This window comes from Mitsuaria chitosanitabida ATCC BAA-476 = NBRC 102408, assembly GCF_001598255.1.
GTDB classification, from domain to species: Bacteria; Pseudomonadota; Gammaproteobacteria; order Burkholderiales; family Burkholderiaceae_C; genus Roseateles; species Roseateles chitosanitabidus.
Genome location: NZ_BCYP01000036.1, coordinates 19,455 through 30,999 on the forward strand (window position 1 = coordinate 19,455; position 11,545 = coordinate 30,999).

General features: G+C 68.9%; 10 protein-coding genes. 7 read left to right on the forward strand and 3 right to left on the reverse strand.

Features of this window, described 5'->3' with window-relative positions:
- Positions 1 to 160: 160 nt before the first annotated feature.
- Complete coding sequence (locus MCHT01_RS21900) at positions 161 to 1,114, forward strand: MHFG family PEP-CTERM protein (RefSeq protein ID WP_067068746.1); 954 nt, start codon at positions 161 to 163, stop codon at positions 1,112 to 1,114.
- Here MCHT01_RS21900 and MCHT01_RS21905 read toward each other — a convergent pair.
- The 3 genes from MCHT01_RS21905 to MCHT01_RS21915 form a co-directional block, all read right to left on the reverse strand.
- Positions 1,092 to 3,209: a S9 family peptidase gene (locus MCHT01_RS21905; RefSeq protein ID WP_245643534.1), complete on the reverse strand. Its 2,118-nt coding sequence runs from the start codon at positions 3,207 to 3,209 to the stop codon at positions 1,092 to 1,094. The two genes, MCHT01_RS21900 and MCHT01_RS21905, sit on opposite strands and share 23 nt — an antisense overlap.
- Positions 3,209 to 3,820, reverse strand: coding sequence for a GNAT family N-acetyltransferase (locus MCHT01_RS21910; protein WP_067068749.1), 612 nt, complete (start codon positions 3,818 to 3,820; stop codon positions 3,209 to 3,211). The genes MCHT01_RS21905 and MCHT01_RS21910 overlap by 1 nt, the downstream gene beginning before the upstream one ends.
- Positions 3,821 to 3,900: 80 nt before the next feature.
- The gene (locus tag MCHT01_RS21915) at positions 3,901 to 4,743 is read right to left on the reverse strand and encodes an AAA family ATPase (protein ID WP_067068750.1); all 843 of its coding nucleotides are present in this window, start codon (positions 4,741 to 4,743) and stop codon (positions 3,901 to 3,903) included.
- Positions 4,744 to 4,830: 87 nt separating this feature from the next.
- Here MCHT01_RS21915 and MCHT01_RS21920 point away from each other — a divergent pair, with 87 nt between their 5' ends.
- The 6 genes from MCHT01_RS21920 (at position 4,831) to MCHT01_RS21945 (ending at position 11,473) form a co-directional block, all read left to right on the forward strand.
- Complete coding sequence (locus MCHT01_RS21920; RefSeq protein WP_067068753.1) at positions 4,831 to 5,535, forward strand: c-type cytochrome; 705 nt, start codon at positions 4,831 to 4,833, stop codon at positions 5,533 to 5,535.
- Positions 5,536 to 5,673: 138 nt separating this feature from the next.
- Positions 5,674 to 6,939: a cyclic di-GMP phosphodiesterase gene (locus tag MCHT01_RS21925; protein ID WP_084453197.1), complete on the forward strand. Its 1,266-nt coding sequence runs from the start codon at positions 5,674 to 5,676 to the stop codon at positions 6,937 to 6,939.
- 156 nt (positions 6,940 to 7,095) lie between these two features.
- Complete coding sequence (locus MCHT01_RS21930; protein ID WP_067068758.1) at positions 7,096 to 8,187, forward strand: SDH family Clp fold serine proteinase; 1,092 nt, start codon at positions 7,096 to 7,098, stop codon at positions 8,185 to 8,187.
- A 118-nt stretch (positions 8,188 to 8,305) separates the two neighbouring features.
- On the forward strand, positions 8,306 to 9,895 hold the full coding sequence (locus tag MCHT01_RS21935; RefSeq protein WP_245643545.1) for an ABC transporter substrate-binding protein: 1,590 nt from the start codon (positions 8,306 to 8,308) through the stop codon (positions 9,893 to 9,895).
- Between the two features lie 71 nt (positions 9,896 to 9,966).
- Positions 9,967 to 10,911, forward strand: coding sequence for an urease accessory protein UreD (locus MCHT01_RS21940; RefSeq protein ID WP_084453201.1), 945 nt, complete (start codon positions 9,967 to 9,969; stop codon positions 10,909 to 10,911).
- A 157-nt stretch (positions 10,912 to 11,068) separates the two neighbouring features.
- Complete coding sequence (locus MCHT01_RS21945) at positions 11,069 to 11,473, forward strand: GFA family protein (protein ID WP_067068764.1); 405 nt, start codon at positions 11,069 to 11,071, stop codon at positions 11,471 to 11,473.
- Positions 11,474 to 11,545 lie beyond the last annotated feature (72 nt).

Genomic DNA, 11,545 nt, shown 5'->3' on the forward strand with positions numbered 1-11,545 from the left:
CCATTTGTCCGCATCTCGGAAGCAAGACCTGTCACCGGACGGGTGACGGCATCGACCTTGCCATTCCCGTCCCGGGTCCACTTCGACAAGGTGACGGGGCCGCGATGGCGGCCGCCTTCCGACGATGTCCAGACTTGCCACTTGCCTCAGCTCGCCGGCCATGGGGGCGCTTGCCGCCTTCGCCTTCCTCCCGATCCTGTTGACTGTGCTGCCCGTCGGGGCGCGTGCCTCGCCGGGCACCGCGGCCGCGCCGACCGGGTCGACCGAGGCGACGTCAACGAGCGCGATGGGCACGATGGGAGCCCGGCGCGAGAGGAGCGGGAGGGCCCCGGCGCCGGCCTGCTCCTGGGACCATCCCGGGCGCGACGCCTTCACCGGGGACGTACCCTCGGCGGTGGATCGCTACACCGATCTCGCGCCGGACTTGCGCGAGCGGCTCAAGGCGCGCATGCGGGCCCACGACTACGACGACATCGTCGAGATCTCCCGCGATCGGATCGCCGGCAAGGCGGGCTATGAGCCGCAGATCCGCGACATGCATTTCGGCGCGGGCCCCGGTCGCGTCTGCGCGACGGTCAGCCGCGAACGCTGGTCCGATGCGCAGCGGGAACGGGCCCTGGTCTATTGCGAGGGGCAGACTTGCGTGATGGTGCCGACGGTGTGCCGCAACGTGAGCCGCATCGCGCGGGTGGCTGGCGGAGGGCCTGGCGCGGGGGAGGGCGAGCTGCCGTTCGATCCGCCGGGCGCGGGGGCGCCGACGCCGGTGCCCGAGAGCGTCCCGCTGACGCTGGCGCCGACACCCTTGCCCGAAACCTTGCCGGGTGTTCCGCTGGTGCCGCCGACGGCACTCGCGGTGCCGCCGAGCCTGTCGATCTCGCCGCCGGGCGGGCCGCCGGTCGCGGGGTTGCCGCCACCGCCGCTCTACACGCTGCCACCGGGTGTGGGCACGCCCATCGATCCCCCGGTCACGACCCCGATCGCGCCGCCGGTGGTGCCGCCGATCGCTCCCCCGATCGCCCCGGTGCCCGAGCCCTCATCGCCGGCGATGACGGCGGCGGGCCTGGCGCTGCTCGCGGTGGCGGCGCGACGGGTCAGGCGGCGCGCGCCTTCTTGACGGTGGCCGCCTTGGCGCTCTTCGTGCCTTTCGCGCGCTTCGGCCCTTTCGCGCCCGCGGTGTCGTGCCGACGCAGCCAGTCGAAGAACTCGTGGTACCAGAGCTTGCTGTTGCGTGGCTTGAGGATCCAGTGGTTCTCGTCGGGGAACCAGACGAGCTTGGCCTCGACGCCGCGCGCCTTCAGCGTGTTGTAGTAGGCCAGGCCTTGCGCGTCGGGCACGCGGTAGTCGAGCTGGCCGTGGATGACCAGCGTCGGCGTGCTGAAGTGCTGCGCGGCCGTGAGCGGACTCTGCGCGGCGACGCGGGCGGCGTCCTCCCAGTACCAGGCGCCCAGTTCCTTCGCGTGCCAGTGGTACGCGTCGTTGGCGAACATGGCTTGCCAGTCGACGCAGCCGGCGTGACAGACGTAGGCCTGGTAGCGGCCCGCGGGCACGTGGCCGTTCATCCACGACACCATGTAGCCGCCGTAGCTGCCGCCGGTGGCGAAGACGCGCTTCGGATCGGCCCAGGGCTGCTTGAGCAGCAGCGAGGTGGCGATCTCGATGTCCTCGCACTCCAGCGGCCCCCAGTTGCCGGTGATCGAATCGGCGAAGCGGTAGCCGAAGCTGGACGAGCCGTGGTAGTTCACGCAGGCCACGACATAGCCCTGCGCCGCCATCAACTGGTGGTTCCAGCGCCAGTGCCAGCTGTCGCCCATCGCCGTGTGCGGACCGCCATGGATCAGCTGCATCAGCGGCGTCTTGCCCTTCTTCTTCGGATCGAAGTCCGGCGGGTAGTACAGCCACATCTGGACCAGCTCGCCCTGCGCGCCCTCGTACCAGAGCTCCTCGACCTCGCCGAAGCGGCGGGCCGCGAGCTGCTCGTCGTTGAAGGACTCGATGCGGCGCAGCACCTGCTCGTCGGCCTCGCCCTCGCGCTCGACCAGCGACAGCCGCGGCGGGAAGGAGGCGCTGTCGTGCAGCACGACCAGCGTGCCGGCCGCCAGCGCGAAGGCGCCGACGTGGCCGCCCTCGCACAGCGCGAACGGGTGCAAGGTCTTGACGTCGAAGCGGTAGAGGTGGCGGCGGCCCTGGTCCTCGGCGCAGAAGATCACGCCCAGGTCGTCCTCGTCCCAGCGCAGCGGGGCGGCGACCTCGCGGTCCCAGTCCTCCGACAGCACCGCCCAGTGGCCGTGCGTGTCCAGCACCGCGAGCTGCGCGGGCATGGTGTGCTTCACCCCCTGATGGCTGGCGACGAAGGCGATGTGCTGGCCAGCGTGGCTGTAGACCGGCGCGGTGAAGTCCCAGTCGCCGTCCACCAGCAGCGGCTGCGCGCGACCGGAGCGCACGTCGATCTCGGCCAGGCCGTTGCGGTGCTCCAGGATCTTCTTCTCGGATGGGTCGAAGCTGAAGACGATGCGGCGGCCGTCGGGGGAGATGTCGAAGGTGTCGGCGTCGGGTTCGGCGCGGCTGAGCTCGTAGGACGTGCCCTCGAAGAGGTCGCGGATCTCGCCGGTCTCGACGTCCACCACATGCAGATGGGGCACGCGGCCCATGGGCAGCGAGTGGTCCCAGAAGCGGTAGAAACCTTCCTCGGTGACGTAGGCCGTCTCCTTGCGGTCCTTTTCGGCCTGGCGGGCCTGGGCCTGCGCGGCCTGGCCCTTCAGCGTCGGATCGACCCAGGACACGAAGGCCAGCCGGCGGCCGTCCGGGAACCACTTGAAGGCCTCGACGCCGAAGGGCATGCGGGTGACGCGGCGCGCCTCGCCGCCATCGGGCGGGATGACGTAGAGCTGCGGCGACTCGTCCTTGTCGCCTTCCTGCTCGCGGCGGGCGACGAAGGCCACCAGGTCGCCCTCGGGACTCCAGCGCGGCTGGCCGTCCTTCTCGCCGGCCTGCGTCAGCGCGCGCGGCGCGCCGCCCAGCGTGGACAGCAGCCACAGCGTGGTGCGGCCCTTGTTCTTGTCCATGTCGTAGCGGGTCACCGGGACCACCGCCTGCGCGCCGTCGGGCGACAGCGTCGGCGCGCCCAGGCGGTCCATCGACCAGAGCGCGTCGATGTCCATGATGGCGGTCGTGGCGGCCTGGGCCGTGTTCTTGTTCTTCGATGCGGGCATCAGGCGCTCCGGGGTTTGTCCAGTTGCCACTGGAGATGATTCTGGATGGTCGGCCATTCGGCCGCGGTGATGCTGTAGACGCAGGTGTCGCGCAGCGTGCCGTCGGGCATGCGCTGGTGCGAGCGCAGCACGCCGTCCAGCTGCGCGCCCAGGCGCTCGATGGCCTTGCGGCTCTGCTGGTTCAGGCGGTGGGTGCGGAACTCGACGGCGATGCAGCCCAGCGTCTCGAACGCGTGGCGCAGCAGCAGCAGCTTGCACTGGGTGTTGAGCCCGCTGCGCTGGCAGGAGGCGCGCGTCCAGGTCGAGCCGATCTCGACACGGCGGTTCGCCGCATCGATGTTCATGTAGGTCGTCATGCCGGCCGCGCGGCCGGCGGCGTCGAAGACGGTGAAGGGATTCATCGTGCCGGCCTCGCGCAGGGCGAGGCGGCGGTCGATCTCCGCGGCCAGGCGGTCCGGCGCGGGGACCGAGGTGTACCAGAGCTTCCACAGGTCGCCGTCCCGGACGGCGTCGAGCAGCGCATCGTGGTGGTCGCGGGACAGCGGCTCGAGCCGGGCATGCGGGCCGGTCAGCGTGACCGGGGCGGCGAGAGGAAGGGGGGTGGTGCTCAAGTCGGGATGCCCGGTCGGGCCTGGAGGAGGGGAGGGGACCGGGCCTCGCGGACCCGGTCGGGGAGGGCGGGGCGCGCGCGTCAGCGGTTGCGGCTCTGCATGTAGACGAGCTTCTCGAACAGGGTCAGGTCTTGCTCGTTCTTCAGCAGCGCGCCCACCAGCGGCGGAATGGCGACCTTCTCGTCCTGGGTCTGCAGCGCTTCCAGCGGGATGTCCTCGGCCAGCAGCAGCTTGAGCCAGTCGATCAGCTCCGAGGTCGAGGGCTTCTTCTTGAGCCCGGGGAGCTTGCGCACGTCGTAGAAGGTCTTGAGCGCCGCGGCCAGCAGCTCCTTCTTCAGATGCGGGAAGTGGACGTCGACGATGGCCTGCATCGTGTCGGCCTCGGGGAACTTGATGTAGTGGAAGAAGCAACGGCGCAGGAAGGCGTCGGGCAGCTCCTTCTCGTTGTTGGAGGTGATGAACACCAGCGGCCGATGCTTGGCCCGGACCCATTCGCGCGTCTCGTAGACGTAGAACTCCATGCGGTCGAGCTCGCGCAGCAGGTCGTTGGGGAACTCGATGTCGGCCTTGTCGATCTCGTCGATCAGCAGCGCCACCGGGGTGTCGGACGCGAAGGCCTGCCACAGCGTGCCCTTGACGATGTAGTTGCCGATGTCGCGCACCTTGTCGTCACCGAGCTGGCTGTCGCGCAGGCGGGAGACGGCGTCGTACTCGTACAGGCCCTGCTGCGCCTTGGTCGTGCTCTTGACGTGCCATTGCAGCAGGGGAAGGTCCAGGGCCTTGGCCACTTCCTCGGCCAGCAGGGTCTTGCCGGTGCCGGGTTCGCCCTTGACCAGCAGCGGCCGCTTGAGCGTGATGGCCGCGTTGACCGCCAGCATCAGGTCGGGCGTGGCGACGTAGTCCTGGGTACCTTGGAATTTCATGAGGGTCTTCTCTAGCGCAGAGGTGAAAACCAGTATATAGGGCCCCCCCTATAATCGCGCCGCCCCAAATCCTAGAAGATCGGGACCATGAGAAGACAACTGCAGATCTCCCTCGCGTTGATGCTGGCTGGTAGTGCTTTTGTTGTATCGGCTCAGTCCAACGCATCCTCCTCCCCGGCGCCGGGACAAGCGCCGGCGGCAACCCCCGCAAGTCCTGGCACCGGCGCGCCGGTCCAGGCGAAGGTGGCCATGTGCATCGGCTGCCATGGCATTCCGGGTTATCAGGCGTCCTTCCCGGAAGTGCACAAGGTCCCGATGATCGCGGGCCAGAACGCCAAGTACATCGCCTCGGCGCTGGCGGCCTATGCCAAGGGCGACCGCAAGCATCCGACCATGCGCGGCATCGCCATGCCGCTCAAGGACGAGGACATCACCCAGATCGCGGAGTACTACGCGTCCCAGGCCAAGGTCGACCCGGTCCCGCCGACCGTCGAGGCCCCGGCCGACGTGCGCAAGCTGCTCGACAAGGGCGCCTGCGCCAGCTGTCACGGCGCCAACTTCAGCAAGCCGATCGACGGCACCTACCCCAAGATCGCCGGCCAGCATGCCGACTATCTGTATGTGGCGCTGAAGTCCTACCAGACCGATGGCAAGAGCTACATCGGACGCAGCAACGCGGTGATGGCTGGCCAGGTCAAGCAGTTCACGCACGCGGAACTGAAGACTTTGTCGCAGTATTTGGCGAGTCTCCCATCCGAACTCCGTACAGTCCCGCAATCAAGATTCCGGTGAAACGTGGCAGGCTACCGACGTAGCCTGATCGCAGCGAAGCCGCCCCGACCGGGCGGCTTTTCGTTTTTTGAGTCGTGCCGACTGTGCGGGCGCCAAGGAGGGCGCCATACTGTGTTGTCCTGGAAGAGAACGCCGGTCATGCTGAAGAAGATTCCCACGTCACAGGTTCGGCTGGGCATGTATCTGCACGGGATGGAAGGCTCCTGGCTTTCCCATCCCTTCTGGAAGACGAAGTTCGTCCTGACCGATCCGGAAGACCTCCGCGCGCTGCAGGCGAGCGGGGTGCCGTTCTGCTGGATCGACGCGTCGCTGGGCCTGGACGTGGAGGGCGAGGCCGCCGCCGCGCCCGCGGCACCGGCGAGCCCCCCGCCCCCAGCCGCCCCGACCGTCATCGCGCCCGCGCCCGAGGCGCCCGCCGTGGCGCCAGCCCGCGAGCGCCTGGAGCTGGGCACCGCGCCCGCCTCCATGGGCGAGGAACTCGAGCGTGCCACGCAGGTGATGCAGCGTTCCAAGCGCGCGGTGATGAACCTGTTCGGCGAGGCGAGGCTGGGCAAGGCGATCGATGCCGAGCAATGCCTGCCCCTGGTGGAGGAGGTGGCCAGCTCGGTGGTGCGCAACCCGTCGGCGCTGATCAGCCTGGCGCGGCTCAAGACCAAGGACGACTACACCTACATGCACTCGGTGGCCGTGTGCGCGCTGATGGTCTCGTTGGCGCGGCAGATGGGCCTGGACGAGGCGCAGACCCGCGACGCGGGGCTGGCGGGGCTGCTGCATGACATCGGGAAGATGGCGATGCCGCTGGACGTGCTGAACAAGCCGGGCGCGCTGACCGACGACGAGTTCGCCATCATGCGCGACCACCCCACGCGCGGCTTCGAGATGCTCAAGGACGGCGCGGCGGTGTCGGAGGGCGCGCTGGACGTGGCGCTGCGGCACCACGAGAAGATGGACGGCAGCGGCTATCCCGGCAAGCTCAAGGGCGAGGAGATCAGCCTGCTGGCGCGCATGGGCGCGGTGTGCGACGTCTACGACGCGATCACCTCGAACCGGCCCTACAAGAACGCCTGGGACCCGGCCTCGTCGCTGGCGCGGATGGCGCAGTGGTCGGGGCATTTCGACCCGCGGGTGTTCCAGGCCTTCGTGAAGTGCGTGGGCATCTATCCGGTGGGGACGCTGGTGAAGCTGCAGTCGGGCAAGCTGGCGGTGGTGCTGGAGCAGAACGCCACCGCGCTGACGGCGCCGCGGGTGCGGGCCTTCTACTCGACGAAGTCGCAGATGCCGATCCCGACACAGGTGCTGGACCTGTCGTCGCAGGGCGCGTCGGACCGCATCGTCGGTCGCGAGGACCCGGCCACCTGGGGGTTCCAGAAGCTCGACGAGCTGTGGCAGGCCCCGGCGGGGTGAGCCCCTCTCACTTGCTTCGGTAGTCGGCCATCGCACGAGTCGGTAGGGCCGCCCGATGTTCAGGGCAAACGTCTCCTAGTTCAGGCAATGGCGCGCGGGAAACCCGCGTCGGAAGATGCGGGCCTCGCGTCGATGTCCGGCGCAGGAGGAGGCGGCATGGCAGTTCTGTCGGAGCGAGGCGATGAATCCGTGGGAGCCGACGGCGCGGCGATGGTGGCGGACGCTGCGGATGGTGAGGATGGGCTTGCCGCTCCGCTCGATGTGATCGCCTATGCGGGGCCAATCACCACCGACGGCTATGAGCAACTCTGTGAGCTGATCGCGTCACGGAAGAGGTCGACGCGCGTACTCGTGATTCTGGAGACGCCGGGTGGGGATCCACATGCGGCATTCCGAATTGCCAGGGCCCTGGGAGCCAATTACCAGTCTGTCAGCGCCCTGGTGCCCCGCTACTGCAAGAGTGCGGGGACTCTCATCGTCCTGGGCGCTTCCGTGCTCTACATGGATGATCAAGGTGAGCTCGGGCCCTTGGACGTACAGATCCGGCGTGACGATGAGCCGACCGCGAGCAACTCCGGGCTGGAGTACTTCACCGCGCTCGACTTTCTTTGTGCGCAACAGCTTCAGGCGTTCAGGGATTCCATGGCGAGATTCCGGGAACAGGGCCTTGCCAGGAGCGCGTCTTCCGAGATGGCGACGGCGCTCGTGAACGGCTTGATGAGACCCATCGCAGAACGGATCGATCCATTTCGACTGGCGGAGGTCAACCGTGCGCTGAGCATTGCCCAGGCCTATGGAGTCCGGCTTGCCTCGCGGGGCCGCAATCTCCGAGAGGCGGGCTTGGACGATCTGATCTCGGCCTATCCGTCGCATTCCTTCGTCATCGATCGGAAGGAGGCTCGGCGACTCTTCCTGCGCGTGTACTCCGCGGAGGGGGAAGTTCGTCGCCTCTCCGAATGGGTCAGAGATTGGATGCGGAAGTCGGCACAGGGCGACAAGCCGGCCCTGCTGTTTCAAACATTTCCCCTTGACACCGAGGAGTGCGTCGATGCGAAACAAGGCAATGGAAATCATCCGGCACATGGAGAAGAGTCAGCGCCGAGCGCTGGAGATTGTGAATCAGCTGAATCCAAGGCTGTTCACCTTGGATCGCGAGCCTCCGCCCCGGAGCACCGCGCCCATCGGGCCGCTTCAGGAAACAGGTCGGCCTGCGCGAGTGACGCGGCAAGCAGCACCAGCGCGCCTTGACGGCTGCGGCCCCCGGCAATCCCCGCACCGTCCGTAAAGACCCCGAGCACCCGCCCGGGCGGGGCTCCCTAAACTCGTCGCCACTACATGGGACGTCGGGGGTATCGGAATGACGCGGATGCTCATGCTGCTGGCGCTGTGCGCCGGCGTGGTCGCCGGAGGACCGGGCGGGATGTCCTCGGCCCAGGCGCAGACCTTGCGCTGGGCCAGCCAGGGGGATCCTCAGACCATGGACCCCCACTCGCAGAACGAGAGCCAGACCAACGGCATGAACGCCCAGGTCTACGAGCGCCTCACCTCCCGCGACCGACAGCTCAACATCGTCCCCGGCCTGGCCACCGAATGGACCCAGGTCAGCGCCACCGTCTGGCGCTTCAAGCTCCGGCCCAACGTCAAGTTCCACGACGGCTCGGCCTTCACCGCCGACGACGTGGTGTTCTCCCTGCAGCGGGCGAAGGCGCCCAGCTCCCAGATCGCCGTCTACGCCAACGCGGTGGGCACGGCGCGCAAGCTCGACGAGCTCACCGTCGAGATCACCCAGCCGCGCTTCGATCCCATCTTCCTGCAGCACCTGGACCTCATCTTCATCATGAGCAAGTCCTGGTCCGAGCAGCACAAGGTGACCAAGCCGCTCAGCTTCAAGGACAACGAGGAGAGCTTCGCCAGCTTCAACGCCAACGGCACCGGCCCCTTCATGCTGGTGCGGCGCCAGCCCGGCATCCGCACCACCTACAAGCGCAACCCCAACTGGTGGGGGCGCTTCGAAGGCAATGTGCAGGAAGTCCAGTTCACCCCCATCGCCAACGACGCGACGCGGCTGGCCGCGCTGGTCTCGGGCGAGGTCGACCTGCTGCTCGATCCCTCGCCGCGGGACGTGCCGCGCCTGCGCGCGACGCCTGGCATCCAGATCGTCGAGGGCGTCGAGAACCGGCTGGTGTTCGTCGGCATGGACCAGGCGCGCGACACGCTGGTCTATGGCAAGACCGCCAACGGGAAGAACCCCTTCCAGGACCTGCGCGTGCGCCAGGCCCTGTACCAGGCCATCGACATCGAGGCCATCCGCAAGCGGCTGATGAACGGACTGTCGCAGCCCACCGGCGGGCTCACCCCATCCCCGCTCGGGGCCTACGAGGACCCGGCGCTGGAGACGCGGCTGCCCGTCGACCTGGCCGCGGCGCGCAAGCTGATGAGCGACGCGGGCTATGGCGATGGCTTCGAGGTCACCTTCGACTGTCCCAACAACCGCTACGTCAACGACGAGGGCATCTGCCTGGCGCTGGCCTCGATGTGGGCGCAGATCAAGATCAAGGTGAAGGTCAACGCGATGCCGCGCGTCCTTTACTTCCCCAAGCTGGAGCGCTACGAGACCTCGCTCTACCTGCTCGGCTGGGGCGGCGCGATCACCGACGCGGAAACCATCTTCACGCCGGTCTATCGCAACGAGGATCGGGCTTCCGGCGCGGGCGCCTACAACTATGGCCGGTCGAGAAACGCGAAGTTCGACCAGCTCGCGGCGGCGTCGTCGAGCGAGGCCGACCCGGCCAAGCGCGAGCAACTGATCAAGGCGGCGCTCGCCGAGTACCGCGCCCAGCTCAACGTGTTGCCGCTGCATCGCCAGGTGATCCCCTGGGCGACGCGGCAGGGCGTGAAGGTGGTGCACCGCGCCGACAACTGGCTGGAGTACGCCTGGATCACGCTGCCCAAGTGAGCGTTGGCCTGGACAGGCGCCGAGCCTGACCCGGGTGTGATCCGGGCGCGCAGCCTCTAACATCGGCGCCCATGATCGTCCCGACCGCCACGTCCGTCCCGACCGCCTCGCCCGCCACCGACGAGGGCGGCACCGCCGCGCGGTCCGCCGATCCGATCCCCGTGACGGGTCATCCGGGCGGCAAGCACTGGCTCGCGAGGCTGCGCGCGGACTACCGGCGCGAAGGCGCGCGCTGCGTCGTCAGCCACGCGCATGAAGGCCCCTTGCGACTGCTCAAGAGCCTCTACCCCGAGGGCGACGCGATCTGCCACAGCGTGCTGGTGCACCCGCCCAGCGGCCTGGTCGGCGGCGACACGCTGGACATCGGGCTCACGCTGGACCCAGGCGCCCATGCGCTGGTCACCACGCCGGGCGCGACGCGCTTCTACCGCAGCCCCACCGGCGCGCTGGCGACGCAGCGTCTGCACGCGCGGCTGGGCGAGGACTCCCGGCTGGAATGGCTGCCGCTGGAAGCCATCGCCTATCCCGGCTGCGAAGGCCTCAACGAGGCCCGTTTCGAGCTCGCCCCGAGCGCCGAGCTGTTCGCCTGGGACATCACCGCGCTGGGCCTGCCTGGCGCGGGCCAGCCCTATGCGGCCGGCCGCTTCCAGCAGCATCTCGAGATCCCCGGCGTCTGGCTGGAGCGCGGCCTGCTCGACGCCTCCGACGCCCTGTTGATGGACGGCGAGCTCGGCCTGGCCGGCCATCGCTGCCTGGGCACGCTGGTCTTCGCCAGCGGCACGGCGATCGCGCGCGAGCGCCGCGAGCAGGCGCTCGACGCGGTCCGCGCCCTCATCGAGGCCGACCCGCTGCGCACCAGTGCCGGCGCGACGGCGGCGCAGGACGGCGTGCTGATCGTGCGCGCGCTGGGACCGGTGGTCGAGCCGGTGGCGCTGCTGCTGCGTCGCTGCTGGGCCACATGGCGTCAGGTCTTGTGGGGACTCGACGGCACCGCGCCGCGGCTCTGGGCGCTCTGAACGGGCGTCCGGAACGCCCGCCGCCACGGGCCTCGCGCCCCGGCGCATCCCTTCCCAGGAGGATGCCGTACGGAGCACGACGGGCCGCGCCGGTAGCCAAGCCCCCGGGTGCCGCATAGCATGGGTGTTCCACGACCGGTCTCCAGGGAGGTGATCGATGTCTTCGAGAACAGCGTCCTGCGCCTGCGGCCAGCTGAAGATCGTGGTGCAGGGGGAGCCCTTGGGCACGGGCCTCTGCCACTGCCTGGCCTGCCAGCGCCGCACGGGCAGCGTCTTCGCGGCGCTCGCCGCGTTCCGGGAGCCCTACGAGGTCATCGGCGTCGCCAATGAATTCGTGCGCGCCGGCGACCAGGGCGCGCGCTTCCGGTTCCGCTTCTGCCCCGCCTGCGGCAGCAACCTCTTCCACACCGAGGAAGGCGTCGAGGGCACGGTCGGCGTCGCCGTCGGAGGCTTTGGCGATCCGGACTTCCCGGCGCCGCAGGACTCGGTCTACACCTGTCGCATGCACCGCTGGGTCGAGCTGCCCGAGGGCATCACGCGCCACGACCGCGATCCGGTCTGATCTCACAAGGACCGACGCCGGGCGCCGGAGAGACCGCCATGACTCGGTCTGTCCAGCGCCCGGCGCGGCGCG